Genomic DNA, 23,182 nt, shown 5'->3' with positions numbered 1-23,182 from the left:
AGAATCTTGCATTTCATAGTATCAGAAAACGATAGAGCGAGGTGAGCGTGATAGAGCGGGAAACAGATTCATAGAAAAGCAGGTTGGCAGGAGCAGAATTCACGAAACAAGGAAAGGAGATGAAGAGATGAAACTGGCAGATTTAAAAGGCGGCTACGATGCGGTTTTCAGCTTGGGAGACCTATGTTTGTCTTCGCTGCAGCTCGAGAAAAACAATCTCCGTCCCTACGCCGGCGTATTCGACTGGGTGGCTTCGCCGAATCTTGACGATGTCTGCCGGCTGATCGACACCAGGTTCAAAGGATTTATGGAGCTGGAAAATTTACGGGTAGGCGGGGTAACGGAAACCGGGATGATCTGGGTGACGGATGACGCGAATTCCATCATTTCCAGCCACGATTTCGAAGCAGGCAAAAATACGGTCGCCGACCTTGCCGCTTATCCTGAGGTGAAGGCCAAATATGACCGGCGCATCCAGCGGTTTTTGCACAAACTCTCTACGAGCCGGCGGATTTTGTTCGTGCGCACCGAAGGCACTTTGGAGGAAGCCAAGCTGCTGGAGAAGACGCTGCGCCGCGCCGTCAAACACGATTTCCGGGTGCTGCTCGTCAATCACACACAGGTAAGGGGCATCGTAGAACTCAACTGGCCGCTCGAGAAAGTCTGCGCCATTCAGCTGTCCGATCTCGATAAATGGAGCGGCAATGACCAGCAATGGAAACAGATTTTACACGGAATTCGTTACGTATCCAATTTGAACGAGGGGGGAGAACAGTGAGAGACATCATTAAAAACAGCAAAATTTTGGTGACCGGAGGAACCGGTTCATGGGGATACGGGCTGGTGAAAAAGCTTCTGACGTACGAACCGGACCAAATCATCGTATACTCCCGCAACGAATCCCATCAGGTTAAAATGCACCGCGAATTGGCTCATCCGGCATTAACCTTCAAAGTGGGGGATATTCGCGATAAGGACGCGCTTATCGAAGCGTGCGACGGGATCGACTATGTGTTTCACCTGGCGGCCCTGAAGCATGTCGACATTTGCCAGAACCAGCCGCTTGAAGCGCTGAAAACCAACGTACTGGGCGTCCAAAACCTGATCGAGGCGGCGATCCGCGGCAACGTCAAAAAAGTGATCAACGTCTCGTCGGACAAAGCCGCGAATCCGTCCAATTTTTACGGGCTCACCAAATCGATCGGGGAAAAGCTGGTGCTGTACGCCGACTCGGTCAGCACTCATACGAGATTTATCTCCGTCCGCAGCGGCAATGTGATCGGAACGAGCGAAAGTGTGGTGCTGCTGTTCAAAGACCAAATCCGCCAGAACAACTGGATCGGCATTACCGACAAAGCGATGACCCGTTATTTCGTCACCGGCGACGTCACCTCGGAGCTGATGCTGGACGCTTTAACCGACGGGCTCGGCGGGGAAATCTTCCTTCCGGATATGCCGGCCTGCAAAATTACCGACCTGGCGGAAGTCATCGTGGAGAAATACGGCAAACGGGACACGGAGCTTAGGGTTGTCGGCATCCGCCCCGGCGAGAAGCTGCACGAGCACTTGATTTCCGATCATGAGGTGAAGTACACGGTTTTGTACGAAAAAGACGGCAAACGGTATTTCGTGGTCCTCCCCTCCCCGGACAACAAGGAGTTGTCCCGGCATTATGCCGCACACCCCCGGGCTCAGGAGAAGTCCTATTCTTCGAACTCTTCCGGCTTGATGACCAAGGATGAAATCGAACAGATGCTGAGAAACGGCGGATTTTTAAACTGAGGAGGCTGCGAATATGAAAATCCTGTTAGCCACTTACTGGGCCGTTCCTCACGTCGGCGGCGTTTGGCCTTTTATGCAGCAGCTGCAGAAACAACTGCAGGCCCGCGGCCACGAAGTCGATCTCCTTGGGAATGGCGGCGATCCGGGGGACCCTAACGTCTCGATCATCGGCAAAGCCAAGTTCCATAAAAGCAAAGTTCGTCCGCTGCTTGCGGAAAAATTGAGCAAAGAAACTTATCCCTTCATTCACCGGAACCAGCTCGTTTTATATACGGAGCTAGAACGGTACATGTTCGAGTTAGCTGCCGCATATTTAAACGTAGAGCGTTACGACGTCATTCACGCCCAGGACGTCATCGCCTCCGGCTGCATCCAGCGGGTCCGGTCCGGCGGCGCGGCGCTGGTCGCTTCGCTGCACGGCAGCGTGGCCCGAGAAGTGGAGCGCCAATTCGGCACCATTCACAAATCCTCCACCACCCCCGTCGCCAAAGCGTATTTTCATGCGCTTGAACATTTCGGCGCGTCTTCGCCGGAAGCGACCATCGTCGCCAACAATTGGCTCAAAAACATGCTGATCCAGGACTTCAACGTCCCCGCCCAAAAGCTAAGATTGTATCCGTACGGTTACGATCAAGCCGCTTTTACACACCGGATGAAGCAAGCCTCCGACGTTCGCAAGCCGGCAGGCAAGAAAGTGATTATGTTCGCGGGACGGCTGATCGAGCTGAAGGCGCCGCATCATCTGACCGGTGCGCTCGCCGGACTGAAGAAGCAGCGGAGCGACTGGGTGTGCTGGATCGTCGGCGAAGGGGATATGCAGGTGAAGCTGCGCGCCCAGATCAAAGCGTTGGGCCTGGAGGACGACGTCGTATTCTGGGGAAAACGCCAGGACGTGCCGCAAATGCTGCAGCAGGCCGATATTTTCGTGCAGCCGAGCCTGCTCGACAACCAGCCTTTATCGGTCATCGAGGCGCAGCTTGCCGGGTTGCCGGTGATCGTCAGCGATTCCGGCGGCTTGCCGGAGATGGTGTCCCACGGGCAGACGGGGTTGACATATCCGGTAGGAGACATAGACTCTCTAGGCAATCATTTAAAAATGCTGCTGGAAAACGACGAGCTTCGACTCCGCATGGGGGCGAACGCCAAGCAATGGGCCGCCAGACACTGGGACCTGAATCAGATGGTCGATCATTATTTGGCGGTTTACGAATACGCCATCCAAAAACGCAGAGGAGGCGCACGCGGATGAAAAAACATTCTTTTGTCAGCGGCGACAAATACAGCCGGTGGTTTGCACGCCCGGTCGGCGATACCGAGAAACTTGTGATCGTGGACGGTCAGGTTTGGGACCAAGTCGTATCCTCAGTGCCAAGCGATTACCGGCTTCCGGACCCGGTTACCATCCAGGTGCTGGAACAGGCGCTGCGGGAATTGGACGCCAATGTGAAAGACAATTGACACAGGTAGTGAAAAAAAGGCAATAGCGGCCCCCGTCCGCGAGCTCTGATCTCAGGGCGGGGGTTTCTTGTTTTTGGGGGAATTTAATCGCGGGCGAGGATGTCCAGAATCAGTTTCTTTTGTTGCGCCGGCAGACCTTGTGGCCAGCGTCCCGGGTCACAGAACATATAGTCCGAGATTTCAACGCTGGGAGTAAACGTTCCGCCAACGATGTTTCCTCTAAAGACGAGATCGACTTTTGCCGGCTTCTTGTCATAAATAGCCTTGGCTAGTCCCGTTATTTGCAGCTTGAATCGGGTTTCCTCATAAATTTCCCTGACCAGCGCGGCTTCCGGCTGCTCCAGCTCCATCCAGCCTCCCGGTATGCCCCACGGCTCATCTTCGCGGTATGCGTGCTTCAGCAGCAGCACCTGCCCTTTCTCATTGGTGATCACGCCCACGACGGCAACCATAAATTTATGCTGGGTCCGGTAAACGACCCAGTTTTTGAATTTTTTTGACGGCATGTATTTATACATATAAACGAGCCAATCCCGAGGGATGAGGTTAACGAGTCTGGATAGCAAACAAACCACCGTCCTAGCTTCAGCCTTTCATGCACCATCCCGCTTGGAAAAATCCAATAGATTGGCGGCATCGACCGCAATATTGAAGCCGTGGGGATTCTGCCGCCCGGTCACTGCCGCAGATCCGGCTTCATTTAACAGTATAGCATTCGAGGTACTCCCGATACCATCACACGGAAAAACGCCCTGACCTTAGATCATTCTCTTCTAAGGTCAAGGCGTTATAATCTTACAGCCGCGCCGCCGTTTATTTCACGTTCATATAGCGGTCGTACGCGGCGGTGCGGATTTTCATCAGTTTGTCCAGGCCCATGTCGTTCAGCTTCTTCACGTAAGCCTCCCATTCTTCATCGATGCCGCCTTTCGTAACCCACTGGGCGCGCATCGCCGCCACATAACTGTCGATATCGGTCGTCAGGGTCGGCAGCTCCTGGAATTCCTCGGCCGTATACATGACGTTCGGGAACGGCGTAGTGACGTATTCGCTGCCCATTTTGTCGATCTCCAGCTTCAGACCGTCGCCGGCTTCGGGGTTCAGGACGATGTTTTTCTCGAAGGACGGGCTGACGTATTTCGGGCCGAAATCGCGCAAAGACTGCTCCCAGTACCAGGCATCGGCGCTGGTGCCTTCGGGCGGGTCCATCAGCGTGTAGGTTCCGTCGTCGTTTTTCCGGATGACCGTGCCGATCGCGCCCCAGAAATTTTGAATGCTCGCTTCGTTAGTGTAGAACTGGTCGGCCCAGCGGGCGGCCACCTCCGGATATTTGCACGACGTCGTGATCAGCAGTTCGTTGCGGTTAAAGCTCATCCCGTTCGGATTGCCCGGATTGTAACGTTTCCCGTCCGGCCCGGCGAGCGGCGGAATGGCCGCGTATTGACCGTTCCATTTGCCGAATACCGCGTCCGGCGTCCACTGGTTCGTAAACCCGACGATCGGAACATCGGCGTTTTGCTGCTTGGCCGATGTCATCGTGGCGTCCTGGGTGAACAGCTCTTTGTCGATCAAGCCCTCCGCGTACAGTTTATGCGCGTATTTGAGGCCTTCCTTGTATTCCTCGCTGACCGGGTAAAAGACGGGTTTGCCGTCCTTCACCAGCATGCTGTTGGCGTTGATGTCGGTGATGCCGAACGGATTCAGGAAATCCGGGGCCAGCCCGGTTTCGGTATAGGGAATCTCATCCTGCTTCCCGTTGCCGTTCGGGTCCCGCTCCTTAAACGCTTTCAGCACGTTGTAAAGATCGTCGACCGTATCGGGAACCTGCAGCCCCAATTTGTCGAGCCAGACTTTGTTGATCACCGGCTGGTTTTTCGTTTTCGGGCGCGAAGGCAGCCGGGTTGGCAGGGAGTAGATTTTGCCGTCCGGGAATGTGCTGATTTTTTTCAGCTCCGGGGTCTCCTCCATCGCCGCCTTGAGGTTCGGCATGTACTGGTCGATGTAATCGTCGAGCGGGCGGAAGTAACTTAAGTTGTTGACGATATCGGAATCGGAAAAGGTCTGATCGCCCAGGATGATGTCCGGCAGCGAGCCGCTAGCCAGCATGATCGATTTCTGTTCGCCCCAGTCGTTGGAGGACACGACCTGCCATTCGATTTTAACGTTTGTGTTCGTCTCCAGGTCCTTGAGCCACTGGTTTTGGGTGAACGTATCCCCCATATTGCCCCAGCGCATGGTTAGCACCTTAAGTGTTACGGGTTCGTTTACGATCGGCAGGCCTTCCTTGTTGAAATTGCCCGCCGCGTCCGGCTTGGAGCTGCCAGCGTTCCCGGCATTGCCGCCGCCGCAGCCGGCGAGTCCGAAGGCCAGCGCAGCCGCGAGCAGCAGCGGCACCCATTTTTTCGCCGCAAATTTACCGGCTTGTTTGTTCATAGAGCATCCCCCTTAATCATTGGTTTGTACTAACTTTTTACCGCGCCGATCATGACTCCCTGGTTGAAGTATTTTTGCAGGAAGGGGTATACGCACATGATCGGCACGGTGGCGACGATGATGACGGAATAGCGCATCAGGTTGGCCAGCCGGAGCGCGATTTGCGCGGCTTCGCCGGTGCCCATGCCGGACTGCATCTGGTTCGTGATCAGAATGTTCCGCAGGATCAACTGCAGCGGATGCAGGTCGGGATTTTTCAAATAAATCAAGGCATTGAAATAAGAGTTCCAGTAGCCGACGGCGATCCAAAGTCCCAGCACCGCGATGATCGCCTTGGACAGCGGCAGCACGATTTGGACGAAATAACGGAGGTTGCCGCAGCCGTCGATTTGCGCCGCCTCCCACAAATCCTCGGGAATGCTCGACTGAAAAAAGGTCCTGGCGACGATGATGTCGTACACGATGACGGAAAACGGCAGAACCATGACCAGAAACGTATCGTACAGGTGGAAATCGCGGACCGTTAGAAAGGTAGGAATCAGCCCGCCGCTGAAAAACATCGTAAAGATAAAAAACAAAGAGAGAAATTTCCGTCCAACGAGGTCTTTGCGCGACAGCGCATAAGCCGCCGAAACGTTGACGATCAGGCCGATGGCCGTGCCAACTACAGTATACAAAATCGTGTTCCGGTAGCCGATCCAAATATTTTCGTGCTTCAGCAGCTCCTTGTACCCGTCCAGCGTGAAGCCCTTGGGATAAAACCACACCTGCCCGTTCGCCACCGCGGACGGATCGCTGAAGGAGGCGACGACGATAAAATAAAGCGGATACATCAAAATGATCAGAAACAAGACCGCGAATACATACAGCGCCACCTCCATCACCTTGTCGGAGGATCGGTTGTTGACCGGCTGCGCGGCCGGACTTGCTTCCGGATGCCCTGATTCCATGTTCTTTTCCCTCCTTTACCAAAGACTGTTCTCGCTGTATTTTTTGGAGATCTGGTTCACCAGAATGAGCAGCAAGAAATTGATCACGGTGTTGAACAGGTTAACGGCCGAGGAAAAGCTGTACTGGCTGCTCAGCAGCCCGATTTTGTAAATGTACGTGGACAAAATTTCGCTGGCGGTAATGTTCAGGTCGTTTTGCATCAGGTACACCTTTTCAAACCCGACCCCAAGCAGTCCGCCGACCCGCAAAATCAGCAGCGTAATCGCCGTCGGCATCAGCATCGGAAGATCGATGTAACGGATTTTGTGCCAGCGGCTGGCCCCGTCGACCGTGGCCGCCTCGTACAAGCTCGGATCGACCGTGGACAGCGCAGCGATAAAAATGATGCTGTCCCACCCGACATGCTGCCACACGTCCGACCAGACGTACAAGCTGCTGAACCAGGCGGCCGAGCCTATCAGATCGGGCGCTTCGGCGCCGAACAATTTGTACAGATTGCCGACGAGCCCGGTGCTTGGGGAGAGCAATATAAGCATCAGCCCGACCATAACGACCGTCGAGATGAAATGCGGCATGTACGAGACCGTCTGGAAAAAACGCCGGAACCGGTTTGGGCGCATCTGGTTAACCATCAAGGCCAGCACGATCGGAATCGGAAACGTGGCGATGCTGTACAGGCTGATCACAATTGTGTTTTTAATCGTCGTGAAAAATTGATACGAGTTGAAAAATTTCTCGAAATGCTTGAATCCCGCCCACGGACTGTCCCCGATCCCCAAAGCCGGACTGTAGTCCTTGAAGGCGATAAGCACCCCGTACATCGGTTTGTACGCAAACAGCAGCGTAAGCACAAACGCGGGCAACAGCAGCAAATAAAGTCCTCCGTTGCGTTTGACCCGGCCGAGCGTCCGCCCCAGGCCGGGAGAACCGGATTTCATGACATCCCCTCCTTACTCTTCCAACAACCTAAGTATAAAGCCCCGCCTGGCGCGTTTACCGGACCGGAAACAGGCGCTAACCGGACTTTTTTTCGCCTGATCATGCGCTCGCACAAAATCGCCCTCTCCCGGCCGGAAGAGGGCGATAACGTAAACTGGACTATTATTGTCACTATTCGGACTTTGCGAAAATGCGATATCCCCACGGCGCCAGCGTAAAGCTCTGCTCAGCCCCGATATCCGTGTAAGATTGCCCGAAAACATCATAATAGCGGCCGGCGGAAGCTCCGGCCCGAACGGCCGCCGTGCGCGCCGTCCCCGACAGGTTGAGGAGCACGAACACCTTGTTCCCGTCTTTCTCCCGCTCAAACGCCAGCACCTGCCCGTCGTCCGCCGCCAAATATTTGATCGGCCCGCCTGCATTGCCGTTCCACAGCGCCGGATTTTCCCGTTTGGTTTGAATCAGCCGCTTATAAAAATCCTGCTTGGACAGATCGCTCCAGTCGATCTCATCCTTTTCGAAAAACTGCAGCCGTTTGTTCAGGCCCGCTTCCTGGCCTGAGTAGATCAACGGCATGCCGGGCACGGTAAAGCTAAGCGCGGCCATCAGGTTCTCCGCTCCGCCGAACATTTCGGAGGCGGTGCCTTCCCACGAGTTCGCATCATGGTTGGTAATGTAATTCATCGGGTAAGCGCCTCTAGGGTATTTTTTCGCCTGGGCCTCCAAAAAAGCTTTGACATCCGCGGCGCTGACTCCCCCGCCCGGAATCTGCTTCATGATATTGTAGAACAGCCCCATATTATAGTTCGAGTTGAAGGCTTGCCGCAGCAATCCAATTTGGGTATCGTCCTCGGCCAACATGTAAACCGGCTTGATTCGATCCAGTTCCCGCCGCGCCGTCTCCCAGAAATCCTGCGGCGCGCCGGAGGCGAAATCGGCCCGGAAGCCGTCGATGTCCGCTTCCCTTACCCAATAAACCATGGCGTCGATCATCGCCGCGCGCATGTCGCGATTGTCGTAATTCAGCTCGGCGGCGTCCGACCAGCCTTCCGGAGCGACGATGTTGCCGCCGGCGTCGGTCACGTACCACGATTTATTTTGTATCCACGGGTGATCCCAGCCGGTGTGGTTGGCCACCCAATCCAGCATCACCTTAAAGCCCATGTCGTGCGCTTTGTCCACCAGGTGCTGGAAATCGTCCATCGTCCCGAACTCCGGATTCACTGCCTTATAGTCCGCGACCGAATAATACGATCCTAACGTGCCGACCCGCTTCTCCTGCGAGATCGGGTGGATCGGCATCAACCACAAAATCTCCGCGCCAAGCTCCTTAAGCCGCGGCAAATGCGCTTCGAACGCCGCGAAAGTGCCTTATTTCGTAAACTGCCGGACATTGACTTCGTAAATCACGGAATCCTGCGACCATGCGGGAAAATTAGCCTGACTGTCTTCCGGCCCGCCGGTAGGCGGCCCGGACGGCTCCTGGAGATACACCTCATCCGAACCTTCCTTGATCCATACTTCCTTCGGCCCCGACGCCGTCAACGCGACGTACTTATCGCCGCCCTCCTTGACCCCGTTCGTCTTGTCGACCACGATGAAATTAAGATGAGCGGCATTATCCTTGAGCGGGATGTCGAGATAAGCCCCGTAGCTTGTGGTTTGGTTGCCGTCAAAAGCGGCCGCCCCGCCCGGCCAGTTGCCGGCCTGCTCGGACGGCGTCTTTACGTCGCCCCACAACCACAGGCCCATATGGCCGTATTGCTGATCGGCGCGCTGATAGTGGACCCGCAGCGAGCCGTCCGGGACCGGGCCGGCGGCCTGCGTTACGCCCTCTAGGCTCGCCGCGCGGACGGGCTGAATATACGCGAAATTGCCCGCCATAAATACCGCTGCCATAAGCACCGCCACTACGGATGCCGTAAACGCCTTAAAACGTCTTGCCATTTTGACCATCTCCTTTTATTCCGCACCTATATACCGGTTGTACGCTTCGGTACGGATCTTCAGCAATTTCCAGCCCCATGTCGTTCAGCTTTTTCATGCATCATCCCCCGTTTCAGAATGAAAGCCGCCTGCTCCCATCCTCGAAAGTGTATTTTAGCCTGTGAATCCAAATGTTGTAAGTAGTTTTGGACACCTTCAGTATAAATGGTTACGGCCGGAAAAATCATAATGCAATTCAGACCTTCGTTTGCACTTTCCGGACTTTTCCCGCAAACCGCATGGACTCACGTATTCTTTTTTCGGCCAAAGGTTTTATAATAGGGTTAAACCTCCGTAAAAGCGCATTCATAGAAAAGCTAAGCGCGGGAAAGGATGCGGCGACTAGGAAGCCATGGCCAAACCAACGGAAAACAAACAGTATCCGCTCCGGCATTACGTGAACATCATGTTTCTGATTTCCTTCATCGTTCTTATCCTGGACTTTGCCATCAGCATTTCCGCGATCTCGATCGTCAAACAGCAGGCCACGCGGTATTTGCAGGATACGGCCGGCTTGTACCTGGACCGCATCAACCATGACTTTGCCTACATCAATCACTACACCGGGTGGACGCTGGCCAACGACGAAAGCCTGAAGGCGATGACTACGAGCCCGATGAACAGCCGGGAGTTTTTCGAGGCGAACGAAAATCTGCATAAACGGTTTACCGAGCTGCAAAAAAATTACGGACAGGAATACAATTTTTTCGTGTATTTAAAGAAGCAGTCGTTTTTTCTCAATTGCGCTCCGATCAGCATCTCCTATTCGGATTACCAGGCGCTGAAGGAACAGATTATCGCCAACGCCAGGCAGGATCGGAACGTTTACGAAAAGCTCTATTCCAAATGGACGCCGGTTCGGGTCAACGGTAAGTTTTACATTACGAACATTGTGCCTTATTACGACAGCTACATGATCAGCCTGGTTTCCGCGGATAACCTGATCCGCCCCCTGCGCGAGATAAATCTCGGGGAGAACGGCTTCGTGTCCCTGATCGCCGAGAACGGACAGAGCATCACCAGTCCGGTTTCCAACAGGGGCCAGGTGCTGAACGATGTTCCGCAGGCCTCTTCCTCCCCGGGCCTGTTCCAGGCCGGAACGACAGTGAATGGGCAGTTCACGAACGCTACTTTTCACGTCAAGCTGGTCATCCAGTTCGGAACCTTTGAAAAAATCATGATCGCCCAGCTGTTGATCCTGCTTTTGGCCGTGATCATTACCTGCAGCCTGGGGTTCATTTTGCTGTATTTCCGGAACAAGGTGCTGCGGCCGATCAAAAACTTTTCCTATAACCTGGCGTTTTGGACAGAAGAAGGCGAACCGCTGGAGTTTCAGGGCAGCAAAATCATTGAGCTGGAGAAAGCGAACAAGCAGTTTTTAAACCTGATCGGGCAGATCAAAAAATTCAAAATCGACCTGTACGAACGGGAGCTGGAAAAGCAGCGGATTCAGCTCGATTATATGAAGCTGCAGATCAAGCCGCATTTTTTCTTGAATTGCCTGACGTCCATCTACAGCATGGCGCAAATGCAAATGCACGAGGAAATCGAACGGATGGCGCTGTCGACCGCGAAATATTTCCGCTACATCTTCCAAAACGACGGGGACTTCGTCAAGCTGGGGGACGAAATCGAGCATGTGCGGATTTATCTCGAGATCCAGCAGCACCGTTATCAAAATGCCCTGGCCTACCGGATCGAACAGGAGGAAAATTTGGCGGAAACCGAAATCCCGCCGCTCGTTCTGCAGACATTCGTGGAGAACGCGGTCAAATATGCGGTGTCCCGGGTTGCGGAAGCGCGGATCGAGCTTGCGGCCGGCCTGCAGCTGGACGCCGGGGAAGAGCGCCTCGTGATTCGCATCTCCGATACCGGGCCCGGGTTCCCGCCGGATATTCTGGAGAAATTGCAAAGCGGGGTTTCCTTGGAACAAACGGCGGGCACCCGTATCGGGATCATGAACACGCTGCAGAGACTGGACTCCCTTTACGATAAACAAGCGGCAGTATCGTTCTTCAACAAGGAGGACGGCGGCGCCTGCGTAATTTTATCCCTCCCGGCCAACGTGGCGGCGGGAACGAACAGGAGTGTGGCCTTATGAACGCGTTGGTTGTGGACGACGACTATTATGTCGTTACTGCCTTGGAGAAGAAAATCGACTGGGGGGCGCTGGGCATCGAAACCGTATATACGGCGAACAACGTGGCCCAGGCGCGGGAAATTTTGCAAGAGCACCCGGTGCAAATTCTCATTTCCGACATCGAAATGCCGCAGGGCAGCGGGCTGGAACTGCTGGCGTGGATCCGGGAGGAGCAATACGCCGTTCAGGCCATTTTTCTGACCAATTACGCCGATTTCAACTATGCGCAAAAAGCGATCGAACTGCAGAGCTTCGAATATTTTCTCAAGCCGATCGAGTTCGACAAGCTGATGCTGATCATTCAGAAGGCGGCGGCCCGGGCGAAGGAGCAGCAGAACCAGGAAAAAGCGATTCAGGAGGGATACTTCTGGCAGAAAAACCAGGCCAAAATCGTCGAGTATTTCTGGCGCAAGCTGGTAAGCTTAAGCGTACCCGCACCCGTCAAGCCGGCGGCCGTGGCCCAGGCGATGGAGGAGCAGCCTCTCTCCTACCGTATGACCGATCTCTTTCAGCCGGTGTTGATCCAGCTGTTTCCCTTTAGCGGCAGCATGGGCCGGGAGGAGAAAGGGCTGTTCGATTTCGCCCTGCTTAATGTGCTGTATGAGCTGCTGCAGGATGATCCGCGTTTTTCCGTCGAAACTATTTTGGAATACAAAGACTACAACTGGATCGCCATCCTGAAATGGAACCGGCCGCCGGAAACGGCGGCGCTGGAGCGGTTGTGCGCTTGCTTGATTCAACGGGCCGGCCAATATCTGAAATGCGACGCTTGCTGCTGCCTTGGGTTGTCCGGGAAGTTGGAGGGTATCGGCCCGGTCCTGCATCAACTTGTGGCGATGAACGAAAATCTGGCCAAAACCCGCAATCAAATCTACCTGGCCGAACGCGATTATGCGCCAAGCAGGCCGGAATATGCTCCGCCGGATTTAGCGCGTTTGGAGCAGCTGCTTGACCAAAATGATCCCGCCGCGTTTCTGGAGGAAACGTCCCGGTATCTCCGGGACCGGCTGAATCACAGGAAGCTGGACACCGCCAGCCTGAGTTTGTTCCGGCTCGATATCGTGCAGCTGGTGTATGCTTTTCTTAAGATGAAAGGCATCGAAGCGCATAAATTGTACGCCGGGCGGGCCAATGATCAATTGCTGGCGCAATCCCTGCACTCGCTTGAGGACATGGAGGAATATGTGAAGTATTTGGTCAACACCGCCATGGCCTACCGCAATTTCGCCGCCGAGCCGAAAACCGTGGCCGAGGAAATCAAGCAGTATATTCACGCCCATTACGGGGATGAGCTGACCCGGAGCGACCTGGCGGAAGTCGTCTACCTTAACCCGGATTACCTGGCCCGGCTGTTCAAGAAAGAAACGGGCGTTTCGCTGGGAAGCTATGTCATCCAGGTCCGCATTTCGGCAGCCAAGCAGCTGCTCAAAACGACCAATCTGTCCGTTTATGCGGTGGCGAACAAGGTGGGCTACGCCAACTACTCGTATTTTTCCAAGCTGTTTAAGCAAGAAGTGGGGGTTACGCCAAATGAGTACAAGAAGAAGCCCCGGGGTTCGGAGCTGCAAGCGGCGGCGGAGCGGGGGTGATGTGCGCGCAAGAAACGTCTACCGGCGTACTTTCAAGGAAGCCGGGCAAGGCCGCTTGACAGGGAGGGCCGGTAACCGATCGTGGCAAGAAATATCGGCAGATCAATATCTGCTGTCCGGACGCTTTGCACGATTATCCCGTTTGATCCGGAAGCAGATAGGAAGGTAAATTCAGGAGAAGAAAATAGGTTTGGGAGCAGCAGACATGTTCGAGATCATTAGTTCCAGATCGTTAGACAGGTTTGTGAGAAGGAGGTTTGGAGAAGTGAAGCAGACCTGACGGGAGAAATGGGGCGAGACACCGGGAAAAATGATTGGGCCGTGATTAGCCCCCTCTCCCCCCTGAACAAGAGGGATAATCGTGCAAAGCAGCATGCAGGGATACCAAGACACGAACGCTATAGAATGAAAATTTAGAGAAAATGAAATGCACTGATTTGCACTTAAGCAAGTGTTTGGCTACATATCCGGATAAGTAAATGCATATTTTACGCAGATTCCTTGTACTCATAAATACAAAAACCCACCCTCGGTTCGAAAACCTTGGAGTGGGTTTTGACTTGCTATACTTCAAATGTGCTTTCAAAGTAGGGGCCTCTGACTTGATTTGCGTAGTTTTTAATCACTTTCCGGATGGGAGCGGGCAAAAGATGATGTAATTCCATATCATCGATAGGAATCCAATAAAATTAAATTCAACATGCCCTCCCGGCAAGAATTATTATCCATCCCGATACAATGAGCAACCAGCAAATAATTATGGGATAAGATAATTCCTCTCGCTAACACATGGTATTTTTCAGCCTCACCCATGTTCATCCCGCCCCATCCCTTCCAGGGTTAATTTAGAAATGAATCCGCAGAACCGTTTCCTCCAGCGAACCTTGAGCGATATCAATCTGTTCGATGCTCTTGACGGCCTCTTGTCCCGCGGGAACGACAACGGGCGTAATGACGGAGTATCCCTCCCGGCGGATCAAATCGATATCGAACTCAAGCAGGAGCTGTCCTTTTTTCACCCGATCGCCGCTCTTTACATGGGCTTTAAATCCCTCTCCTTTCAGCGCCACGGTATTCATGCCGACATGAATTAACAGTTGAACTCCGGATTCATGCTCAAGCAAAACGGCGTGTTTGCTTTTCTCCATGATATGGGCGATTTTGCCCGCAAATGGAGCGGCAACCTTGCCCGAATCGGGAAGAATGGCGAACCCTTCGCCCATCGCTTTGCTGGAAAAAGCTTCATCCTCCACTTGATCCAAAGGTATGATTTTCCCCGGCAGAGGGGATGGAATATCCAGGTACGGCAGGTTTTCCTCTTTTTTCTTGCGTTTAAAAAACATCTGTTTTACCTCCTGATCTAATCTATGAATCTGAGTTATACTTGAGGGGAAATCAACAGCCTTGATTCATGCGTTTAGGAGGAGCCCTTCATGAACAAGAAAGAATTTGTCATTAACGATTTGCTGAGCAAAATCTACCAGAACTATTATCCCGATTGGAAACTGCCAACCGAGCGGGAACTGGCGGCACAATACAAGGTTTCCAGATATACGATCCAAGAATCGATTAAAAAGCTTAAAGACATGGGCATGGTGAATGTCATTCAAGGCTCGGGTATTTTTTTGAATAAAAATCTGCAAACCAGTCCGTTAATTTACAATTCTTTGACCGAAAACCCCTACTCTAGTATAAAATCCAAAGTCATCGAATTGCAAAAACAACCGGCCAGTCCCGAAGACCAGCAAATTTTCGGAATTACCGGCAATGATGAAGTATGGGTGTACTGCAGGTTAAGAATCGTGAATTATCGCGCCATGCAAATTGAGAGATCCAGATTGCCGGTCGCGCTGTTCCCCACCCTTACGCCTCAGGATGCCGAACAATCGATCCAATCGTATGTGTTAAAGCACAAATATACCATCTCCCACTATCTCAACACTTACGAGGCCATCGCGCTAAATAAAGAACAAGCCATGCTCTTGCAGCAAAAAAGAAAAAGCCCGGCCATGAAAATCTCAAGCCGCGGCATCTTAAGCAACGGCAAAATTTTTGAAACCAGCGAAATTGTCGCCATCGATTATAGATGCACCTATTTTACGGCGTTTAACAATGAGCATCATAAAAGAAGAACGCAATAAGAACGGGCGCTCATCAAGGTGTCACGATCGTCCCGTCCGGTATTCTCGCCTGCGTCCATTCATGCATTCTATACTCGACGGGATATTTTCCGACCATCGGTTCATTGAAATCCACTCCGATACCCGGCAAATCGATCGGATAGATATAACCGTCTCTGGCATCAAAAATCGGCGAAAAAAGGCTGCGCGTACGCTCCTTGATCGGAATATTTTCCTGGATGGCCGCGCTGTGCAGGTGTATATTAAGATGCGTATTGACAGCGGCGCCAATCGGAGATATATCCGACGGAGTGTGCCAAGCGATCCGGACGCCGAAAGCCTCACATAAGGCTCCGAGCTTCAGCGCGGGCGTAATTCCGCCGATTTGCGAGACATGGCAGCGAAGAAAATCGATCTGCCGGTTGACAATCAGGCTTTTCCATTCCAAAGGATTGTTAAACAATTCCCCGGTGGCAATCGGCGTTGAAGTTTGCGTCCGAATCTGGCTCAGCCATTCGTTCTGATCGGGCGGCAACAGGTCCTCGATAAAGTAAGGCTTGTACCGCTCAACTTCTTTGGCAAATTGCACCGCTTGGTTAGGAAAAAGGCGCTCATGCACATCATGCAAAATGTGGAACTGATTGCCGTATTTTTGCCTTAGCAATGAAAACATCTTTATCGTTGTTTCCATATACTCGTCTTGATCAAAATAAGACCCTTCCGTGCAATTTTCCGGGACGTGCAGACGTGTCGGATTCCCTCCGTAGAAGCCAAGCTGGCAGCGGATATGTTTATACCCTTGTTCCAAGAGGCCGTCGATCTCTATATACAAGTCTTCGATGTTATCGGCAACCGCATGCGTATAAGCGGGAATCGCGTCCCTGGATTTTCCGCCAAACAGCTGGTATAAAGGCATGCCGGCAAGCTTCCCCTTGATATCCCACAAGGCCATATCCACGCCGGAAATGGCATTATTGGTGACCGGTCCATTGCGCCAATACCCGTTAACCATCATCATATGCCATAAATCCTCAATATGATTAGCGTCTTTCCCCACTAGTATGGGTTTGAGGTACTCTTCTACCATCACTTGAACGGCTTTGGGACGCTGTTGAAAAGTCGCGCAGCCATATCCGGTTATGTTTCTATCCGTGGTTACCTTAACAACTACGAGATTATGCCGGTCGGGTTTAACCACAAAACATTCAACATCGGTAATTAGGGAAGGGATCATGCTATTCCTCTTTTCTGTAATTTCTTAGTCCATTGAAACATGTTTAAAGCGGGGAATCAATTTGGTCGGCAAAAAGCGTTCAAAAATAAAATAAACCAGTCCAATTTTAATATTTACATCACAAAAACCTTGTCAAATCAACGTTTATTAGAAAAATTATTGAATTTTGGACTGCTTTTATCCAAAGAATGTTTGTGTTACTATTCAGGTTGTAAACGGAACCAAAACTTATTCCAGACAGGAGAATTTTGCATGAGTAAAGAACAAGTCGTACAGGATATCATTTCCAGGGTCGGCGGGGAGGGCAATATTGACAACGCTTGGCATTGCATGACCAGGCTCCGGTTTACTTTAAAAGATAAAAGCAAAGTGGACATCGAGAAAATCAAAGAGCTGGATCCCGTCTTGGGCGCGCAATTTAACAACGATCAATTCCAGATCGTGCTGGGTCCCAAAGTCAGCGAATATTTTAATGTTCTGGCCGGTGATTTAAAGATTTCCGACAAGGACCCCGCCGAAGCCGGACAAGCCGGAAAGAAACAAGATTTCGTTACGGTATTTATGAATATCGTATCGGGAGTGTTTGGTCCGATCGTGCCTGCGATCGCCGGGGCCGGTATGATCAAAGGGCTGCTTGCCGGATTGTCGGCGCTGGGGATCATATCGGATCAAAGCCAAACCGTGCAAATTATCAACATGATGGCCAGCGGCGTGTTTACCTTTTTACCGTTCTTCCTGGCGGCATCGGCAGCTAAAATTTTTAAAACCAATGAATATTTGGCGATCGCCATCGCCGCCACCATCATGTTCCCAACGATGGTGGACGCGGCCAAAGCCGGCGAAATATCGCAATTTCTTTTTATGGGCTTCATCCCGATCCCTGTTTTTAATTACACAGGTACGGTCATTCCGATTATTTTTGCGGTATGGTTGATGAGTTATGTTCATAAAATCGTAAACAAATTTATCCCGGAAGTGCTCAAAACGGTTGTTACGCCTACTTTGACGCTGTTTATTTCCGGTTTTCTGGCCTTGTCGGTAATCGGTCCCATCGGAATCTATTTGGGGAACGGGTTAGCTTGGGTCGTTCAAGGATTGTTTGATATCTCGCCTATTGTGGCCGGGGTTGTTGTGGGGGCGATTCGTCCGCTGGCCGTATTTACGGGGATGCACCATGCCATGACTCCCATCGCTCTGCAAAATTTCGCCACCCAGGGCTACGATATGCTGATGCCCATGATGTGTATGGCCAACTTCTCCATTGTAGGCGCTACCTTCGCCGTGTACTTCAAAGTCAATACGCCAAAAGAGAAGTCAATTATCGTCTCGGCCGCGATTTCCGGACTGCTGGGCATCACGGAGCCCGCCCTGTTCGGGGTTTTGGCAAAATATAAAAAAGCGTTTCTATCAGCAATCATCGCCAGTTCCGTCGCTTCGGCATTTATCAGTTTCTTTGGCGTCAGATTGTATGGATACGTACTTTCGAGCATCTTTAGCATTCCGGCTTACATCGGGCCATATTTCGTATATGCCATCTCCGGCATGATCATTGCGATTGTCTTGTCATTTACGTTGTGCTACCTGCTCCTAAGAAAAAGCGGTACTGGTACTGCTGCGCAATCCGCTTAATGGATTTCGGCTCGGGGAGAGTGGGGCCGCGGTTGGCTGCGGTTGGACTCCAGTTGGACTGCGGCGGATGTTGCTTGATCGCCTAACATGCAAAAACCGGACACCTTCGTCCGGTTTTTTGGCATTTTAGCCCCGGTGGACCATGGAGCGGATGACAGGCTACTCTAAACGGCAGATCCGGCCGCATGGGCGAGGCTAACGGACAGGAGCGACCTTATTTGCCTGAAAAATCGCCGCTCTGATTTCTAACGGACTGGGGAGGCGCTATTTGCTCGAAAATGGCCGGATACGTGCTCAAAAATGCCGAATAAGGTCTGTGGTGTCCGTTACACTTTGAAAACTGTTGATTTCATCGAAATAGCGGCGCTGGAGTCCGTTAGGATTCGCTTTACGGTTGCACCTGCACACTAGTGTCTCCCTAATCCCCATTTACAGAAACCAAACGTCTTAATGGATGACAATGGGGCGCGTTATTTTCGCAAAATTCAACCATACGGCGGTATTGCTCCAGTTCATTTCTCTCGTGATATCCATTCACTAACCCCCATGCGACAATCAAAGCGGGAATAAGCGGCAGCTTCTGCTGCTTTGCCTCCAAACTATGTAACATTTCGTCATGACATATCCCGGCAAGGATTTGCCCGATTTGTATGTACGCCTCATAGGTATCGATACTTTTTTGAGCCCCCGGAAACGCTGATGTCGTGGCTAAAGCTCTCGCTTGACGGGCTTCGGACAGCCCTAAATGAATGTTGCCGCTAAACAAGTGAATTAAACTCTTAATACTCCGGTCCAATGATTGAAACATCGGCTCTTTGGAGGCCCAATCCACCCTGCTCATCACGTCTTCGGCCTGCTTGTATTCTCCGTATAATACATATGAGATAGCCGTATTGTAAGCCATCAAACATTCCGCTGTTTTCTTTTGAGAATTGGAAGATTTCAATGGTTTTACGATCGTGTCTATTAACCTGGATGGATCTTCATGTTGAAGCGCTTTGGCCACACCATTTTTACTCCTAATTTTAAGTACCATAAATACAATCGCGACAACAACGGGGATCAGGATAATACCAAAATTTCCGCTTGCGAAAATACTATATATGGCTAACAAGCCGATAATAATTGCCGGTATCCAAAGCTTGATCAGATATTTATCATTTGGCTTCAAATCTTAAGTCTCCTCATTAAGGTTTATTGACATCATTTTAGCGCCAGTATCAAATCTCCATCCGCAAACGGATCATATCCCTGCACTGGATCCCGTTTTCATAAATCTCTTCATCATAATGTCTTACAAAAAAATCGCGATCCACCCCAACGATTCGAAAACCGTACTTCTGATACAAGGCCAGCTGTGAAACACTTGAATTGCCCGTGCCGATCTCAACCGTTTTGATGTTCATCTCTTTGGCGATTTGTATGGCGTGCGACAACATTTTTTTACCTAGTCCCTGACCTTGATAGTTCTCTTTCACTGCTATATTTACAATTTCAATCGTATCCGGCCGAGTCCTCAAAATAACGAATACACCAACTACCTCATCCTCTAACGAAGCCGTATAGCAAATACCTCTCGATAAATAATCATCAACTATAGCTTTAGAGGGATCTGCGAGCAACAATAAATCATAGGGCGCGGATAATTTATCTGATAGTTTTTCAATGGATACTTCCATAATATCCTCCTTCTATTGCCATTTCATCTCACTTGCAGCCTTATTCCATAGTCCGAATCCCTCGGAATATTTCTTGTCATTAAACATGGGCAGCCTTTCTCTAAACCCTTCCGCAAGGGGAAGCGAGGGTAACTCCTTAACATCTACCCAACTTAATCGGCCTTCTTCCGTTTCAGCCAATAAATCACCGCTATATTTCTCCGTTCGATAACAAAAAACCAGATACTTATCGCCGGTTTCATCATTAAACCAATGAATGATTCCGCATAGCTCCAAATCACTGATCGATAACCCTGTCTCTTCTTTAACTTCTCTGATTGTAGAATCTATAATACTTTCGCCGTCTTCGATATGTCCACCCGGAAAAGCTATCCCCTTCCATGACTTAACTCTATTCTGTACTAAAACCTTGCCTTTGTCTTTATCGTAAATCATGCACATATTTGTCATTTCAACTTTGGACAACTTCGTCATCTCCTAAAGAATGCTCGCAAAATCACTTATTTTTCAATTTATTCTTTCCAAATGAGGTTTCCCAAAATTTCATCAACGGTTTCTTCGGGTGTTAAGTTAGAGGAATCTAACCACATTCCGGTTCGCAGAGTTTCCTTCCGCAGTACGTTATCTAATGCTTCTACGGTCCAAATTCCATATCCTTTCTTCGTTCGCGCAGCTTCTCTTTGTGCCACAACTGATTTATTGGGGCAAAGAACAACCACATCCAAAGGACGGTTACGGACAAATGATATAAACTCTTGCAGCATGGGGCCAATGATAACATCTTGAACAATCACGGTAAACCCTGCTTCAAAATAAAGATCGGCAGCTTGGGCCGTTAGCCTATGCCGGAGCAGCAATTGTTCTATTTCACCTTCTTCCGGGTTCGGCGTTACCTCACTGCGGTTATTGACAATCATTTTTCGAAACATATCCCCGCGTAAATGGACCGACTTTCCAAACCGTTCAGCAAGCAGTTGAGCCACCGTCGATTTTCCGCTCGCCATAATCCCCGTAATTAAAATGATCCGAGGATGTTCCGTTATCATATATAACGTCCCCCTATTTCTTTTTAGATTTATGCAATAACGTCATCTTATTTCAATTTCATGAATAACGCCGAACATTCCCGTCATTCCGTCATGTTTATGGAAACCATATTTATTGTAGAATGGCTCTTTACCTTGGGATGCAAATAAGCCTACAAATGATTTTTCCGGTGCATTGTCCTGCAAGTATTCCCTAATGGCTGCCATGATCCTATTCCCACACCTGATCTAACTTGTTTGAATAAAATTGAATGGCTCTCCTATAGGTTTGAATCCCTTTATCGCTGCTTGTTTCAGCCAATAAACTTAATAAAATTTCCATTGCAGCATTGTGTTCCTTAAGATTGTATTTAACCATTGCCAGGAAGACTTGATACTCTTTTGATTCCGGATATTCTTTTATCGCTTCTTCAAATATTTTCTCGGACTGTTGGTACATTCCAAGTGTTCGATACGTACTTCCCAAACCCAATAATGCTCCTTGTCTTTCCTCTCCTTGGAGTCCCAACTCCAAGGCTTTCTGGTAAAACGGGACCGCTTCCCTTTCTTGTCCCGCAGCATCATGTACCCAAGCACACTGGTACCAAACGGACGGATTCTTAGGATCTTGCGCTATCAAATCAAGCAGCAATGACTTGGCTTCTTCCAATTTTCCGCTTTGCCTGAGTTCTATGGCTTTTTCCAACTCGTTCATTAATGTTCATCCTCTACGATTATTTTCCCCTTTAGTCCGGCAAGTTCAAACAATCGTTGCACAGTATCCTGTTTCTTTGCCCTTTTTAACCGCCTCGACATAACCATTAAAGTAAAAAGGGATATTATCTTCTGTTCCATTTAGAATTCTTCCCCTCACTTTATCAAAAGCTAATAATGAAATTGAAAAATCCGGTTCACCCGTAATTAGAATCGGTTGTTTTCGATCTTGCACCCAATAGTACTTCCCGCCGCAGTTCCTTCTAGCAACTTCGAAAATATAACATCCTACCATAGAAGAGACTGAATCCAAATGTTCTTCATCCAATTCAAAATCGCATAGTTCATCAAGAAGATCATCTACATCATGTAGGCTTTCAATGCTAAAATTGAAATTTCCTTTATCTTCAAAATTTTTGGTGAAGCTTTCTGATGTTGATATTATGTCTTGCTCTAATGTATTTGGCATAGATTTCTCCTTTTCACATACCGTTTTTCTTAATGTACTTTTGTATTATTTCTTCATCCCAAAGCTGAACCTCGATATACCTTTCCGGTCCCTTACTGCCATCCTTATTCCATTGCTGGGGATACCCGTACTGTTCAATAATCAAAAATATCTCACGTTTCGTATATACTTGTTCCCGGTATGGCTTCCCATCCAGAAACCTCATGGTTGGAAACAAATCACCATAGGTGAAACTAATAGTATCCTCATCGATATCATCCAATGGGATTATTACTTCTTTGGCCTCGTTATACCAACTTTTAAGCCATTCACATGGACCTAACGTCAAATAATGGGGAAAACGGCTCCTGGGTTTTCCGCCTTTCTGAATAAACATCTTGCGAGCCCTATTCTCTAAATCTCTCCTAACTGTTAAATAATCCTCCGACCTTTGGCTCGCGAATACGCCCTTCTCTTTAAGGTTTCGCATGACATCTTCAGCATCTTCCATACTTAACCCTGACAAATTCCTGAACGGTCCGTGACTTGATTCAAAATAATGATATAAGAACAACTCCACCCGGTTCCTCAATTCCATATTCTCTTTACTTCCATTAAACTGCCCTCTTCTGTAGCCGCGCAAAATTTTTGACAAAACTTCTCAAGATTTTTGGCAAAAATTACGATTGTTTTTAGGTATCCGAAGCGGATAAAACAAGAATAGCCACGGACTTAATTTCCGGGGCTATTTGTGCTTTCTTCTTTTACATATTCGATTAGCTCTTCAACGCTGTCTAAATCCAGTGCGATCATAATTCTATTCAAGTTTTCAGGCGACCAGGCTTTTGACTTATTTGCCTCCATATCCAAAATTGTCGGATAACGAATCCCTGTCAACTTTGACAGTTGGTTCGCATTCAATCGTCGATCAAACAACAGTTTATCCAATTTCAAACGAAGCAATGTCATCATCTCCTTTGATCATATTATATCCGTTAATCATAAATATATCAACGAATATCGTACATTATTTACGATATTCGTTGATAATATAA

The 23,182-nt window shown here is 50.0% G+C and carries 24 protein-coding genes and 1 pseudogene; 8 read left to right on the top strand and 17 right to left on the bottom strand.

The window, feature by feature from the left end; all coding sequences use genetic code 11:
* Positions 1–127: 127 nt before the first annotated feature.
* Genes NYE74_RS10915 through NYE74_RS10900 form a run of 4 tightly spaced genes read left to right on the top strand, consistent with a single transcriptional unit; the run spans position 128 to position 3,240 of the window.
* The gene (locus tag NYE74_RS10915) at positions 128–778 is read left to right on the top strand and encodes a DUF1796 family putative cysteine peptidase (RefSeq protein ID WP_036620237.1); all 651 of its coding nucleotides are present in this window, start codon (positions 128–130) and stop codon (positions 776–778) included.
* A 5-nt stretch (positions 779–783) separates the two neighbouring features.
* Positions 784–1,782 carry a polysaccharide biosynthesis protein gene (locus NYE74_RS10910; RefSeq protein ID WP_124333136.1) on the top strand — a complete coding sequence of 333 codons (999 nt, stop codon included), beginning with the start codon at positions 784–786 and terminating at the stop codon, positions 1,780–1,782.
* 13 nt (positions 1,783–1,795) lie between these two features.
* On the top strand, positions 1,796–3,031 hold the full coding sequence (locus NYE74_RS10905; protein WP_341004789.1) for a glycosyltransferase family 4 protein: 1,236 nt from the start codon (positions 1,796–1,798) through the stop codon (positions 3,029–3,031).
* The gene (locus NYE74_RS10900; protein WP_036620231.1) at positions 3,028–3,240 is read left to right on the top strand and encodes a hypothetical protein; all 213 of its coding nucleotides are present in this window, start codon (positions 3,028–3,030) and stop codon (positions 3,238–3,240) included. Before NYE74_RS10905 ends, NYE74_RS10900 begins: the two co-directional genes overlap by 4 nt.
* 83 nt (positions 3,241–3,323) lie before the next feature.
* Here the strand turns inward: NYE74_RS10900 and NYE74_RS10895 are convergent, their stop codons facing one another.
* From NYE74_RS10895 to NYE74_RS10870, 6 genes are all read right to left on the bottom strand, one after another.
* A complete protein-coding gene (locus NYE74_RS10895) occupies positions 3,324–3,758 on the bottom strand; it encodes an NUDIX hydrolase (protein ID WP_227872926.1) in 435 nt (144 codons plus the stop codon).
* Between the two features lie 295 nt (positions 3,759–4,053).
* On the bottom strand, positions 4,054–5,673 hold the full coding sequence (locus NYE74_RS10890; protein ID WP_036620227.1) for an extracellular solute-binding protein: 1,620 nt from the start codon (positions 5,671–5,673) through the stop codon (positions 4,054–4,056).
* Between the two features lie 29 nt (positions 5,674–5,702).
* Positions 5,703–6,623, bottom strand: a complete 921-nt coding sequence (locus tag NYE74_RS10885; RefSeq protein WP_036620226.1) for a carbohydrate ABC transporter permease — start codon at positions 6,621–6,623, stop codon at positions 5,703–5,705.
* 15 nt (positions 6,624–6,638) lie between these two features.
* Entirely contained in the window at positions 6,639–7,562 is a 924-nt protein-coding gene (locus NYE74_RS10880; protein ID WP_036620224.1) for an ABC transporter permease, read from the bottom strand.
* 172 nt (positions 7,563–7,734) lie between these two features.
* Positions 7,735–8,907 (bottom strand): alpha-amylase family glycosyl hydrolase, encoded by a 1,173-nt coding sequence (locus NYE74_RS10875; RefSeq protein ID WP_316561325.1) that lies wholly within the window; start codon positions 8,905–8,907, stop codon positions 7,735–7,737.
* Between the two features lie 27 nt (positions 8,908–8,934).
* A complete protein-coding gene (locus NYE74_RS10870; protein WP_316561324.1) occupies positions 8,935–9,510 on the bottom strand; it encodes a pullulanase-associated domain-containing protein in 576 nt (191 codons plus the stop codon).
* Between the two features lie 391 nt (positions 9,511–9,901).
* On the opposite strand from NYE74_RS10870, the gene NYE74_RS10865 reads away from it, so the two are divergent.
* Together NYE74_RS10865 and NYE74_RS10860 are read left to right on the top strand one after the other, a co-directional pair.
* Positions 9,902–11,650 (top strand): sensor histidine kinase, encoded by a 1,749-nt coding sequence (locus tag NYE74_RS10865; protein ID WP_036620222.1) that lies wholly within the window; start codon positions 9,902–9,904, stop codon positions 11,648–11,650.
* Positions 11,647–13,278, top strand: coding sequence for a response regulator transcription factor (locus NYE74_RS10860; protein WP_036620219.1), 1,632 nt, complete (start codon positions 11,647–11,649; stop codon positions 13,276–13,278). The genes NYE74_RS10865 and NYE74_RS10860 overlap by 4 nt, the downstream gene beginning before the upstream one ends.
* A gap of 845 nt (positions 13,279–14,123) precedes the next feature.
* Here NYE74_RS10860 and NYE74_RS10855 read toward each other — a convergent pair.
* Complete coding sequence (locus tag NYE74_RS10855; RefSeq protein WP_036620218.1) at positions 14,124–14,621, bottom strand: PTS sugar transporter subunit IIA; 498 nt, start codon at positions 14,619–14,621, stop codon at positions 14,124–14,126.
* A gap of 90 nt (positions 14,622–14,711) precedes the next feature.
* Here NYE74_RS10855 and NYE74_RS10850 point away from each other — a divergent pair, with 90 nt between their 5' ends.
* The gene (locus tag NYE74_RS10850; RefSeq protein ID WP_036620216.1) at positions 14,712–15,419 is read left to right on the top strand and encodes a GntR family transcriptional regulator; all 708 of its coding nucleotides are present in this window, start codon (positions 14,712–14,714) and stop codon (positions 15,417–15,419) included.
* A gap of 13 nt (positions 15,420–15,432) precedes the next feature.
* On the opposite strand, the gene NYE74_RS10845 is transcribed toward NYE74_RS10850, so the two are convergent.
* Positions 15,433–16,632, bottom strand: a complete 1,200-nt coding sequence (locus NYE74_RS10845; protein WP_036620214.1) for an enolase C-terminal domain-like protein — start codon at positions 16,630–16,632, stop codon at positions 15,433–15,435.
* Between the two features lie 252 nt (positions 16,633–16,884).
* Between NYE74_RS10845 and NYE74_RS10840 the strand changes: the two genes are divergently transcribed.
* Positions 16,885–18,261, top strand: a complete 1,377-nt coding sequence (locus NYE74_RS10840; RefSeq protein ID WP_036620212.1) for a PTS transporter subunit EIIC — start codon at positions 16,885–16,887, stop codon at positions 18,259–18,261.
* A gap of 418 nt (positions 18,262–18,679) precedes the next feature.
* Here the strand turns inward: NYE74_RS10840 and NYE74_RS10835 are convergent, their stop codons facing one another.
* The 9 genes and pseudogenes from NYE74_RS10835 to NYE74_RS10795 form a co-directional block, all read right to left on the bottom strand.
* Positions 18,680–19,432, bottom strand: coding sequence for a hypothetical protein (locus NYE74_RS10835; RefSeq protein ID WP_036620210.1), 753 nt, complete (start codon positions 19,430–19,432; stop codon positions 18,680–18,682).
* Positions 19,433–19,481: 49 nt separating this feature from the next.
* A complete protein-coding gene (locus NYE74_RS10830) occupies positions 19,482–19,943 on the bottom strand; it encodes a GNAT family N-acetyltransferase (protein WP_082207692.1) in 462 nt (153 codons plus the stop codon).
* A gap of 9 nt (positions 19,944–19,952) precedes the next feature.
* Positions 19,953–20,414 (bottom strand): 8-oxo-dGTP diphosphatase, encoded by a 462-nt coding sequence (locus tag NYE74_RS10825; protein WP_036620208.1) that lies wholly within the window; start codon positions 20,412–20,414, stop codon positions 19,953–19,955.
* A 38-nt stretch (positions 20,415–20,452) separates the two neighbouring features.
* A complete protein-coding gene (locus tag NYE74_RS10820; RefSeq protein ID WP_036620206.1) occupies positions 20,453–20,986 on the bottom strand; it encodes an AAA family ATPase in 534 nt (177 codons plus the stop codon).
* A 42-nt stretch (positions 20,987–21,028) separates the two neighbouring features.
* Positions 21,029–21,205: pseudogene (locus NYE74_RS10815) on the bottom strand (GNAT family N-acetyltransferase); the annotation flags it as partial.
* The gene (locus NYE74_RS10810) at positions 21,198–21,680 is read right to left on the bottom strand and encodes a tetratricopeptide repeat protein (RefSeq protein WP_036620204.1); all 483 of its coding nucleotides are present in this window, start codon (positions 21,678–21,680) and stop codon (positions 21,198–21,200) included. The pseudogene NYE74_RS10815 and the gene NYE74_RS10810, both read right to left, overlap by 8 nt.
* Positions 21,681–21,725: 45 nt before the next feature.
* Positions 21,726–22,148: a hypothetical protein gene (locus NYE74_RS10805; protein WP_036620201.1), complete on the bottom strand. Its 423-nt coding sequence runs from the start codon at positions 22,146–22,148 to the stop codon at positions 21,726–21,728.
* A 13-nt stretch (positions 22,149–22,161) separates the two neighbouring features.
* A complete protein-coding gene (locus tag NYE74_RS10800) occupies positions 22,162–22,725 on the bottom strand; it encodes a hypothetical protein (RefSeq protein WP_155619621.1) in 564 nt (187 codons plus the stop codon).
* A 134-nt stretch (positions 22,726–22,859) separates the two neighbouring features.
* Positions 22,860–23,090 carry a helix-turn-helix domain-containing protein gene (locus tag NYE74_RS10795; RefSeq protein WP_036625942.1) on the bottom strand — a complete coding sequence of 77 codons (231 nt, stop codon included), beginning with the start codon at positions 23,088–23,090 and terminating at the stop codon, positions 22,860–22,862.
* Positions 23,091–23,182 lie beyond the last annotated feature (92 nt).

Origin of the sequence: Paenibacillus sp. FSL P4-0127, from assembly GCF_038007325.1 — a bacterium.
In the GTDB taxonomy this organism is placed as follows: domain Bacteria; phylum Bacillota; class Bacilli; order Paenibacillales; family Paenibacillaceae; genus Fontibacillus; species Fontibacillus macerans.
The sequence above is the reverse complement of the archived record's forward strand: the minus strand, read 5'-3'. Positions and strand labels throughout refer to the sequence as shown.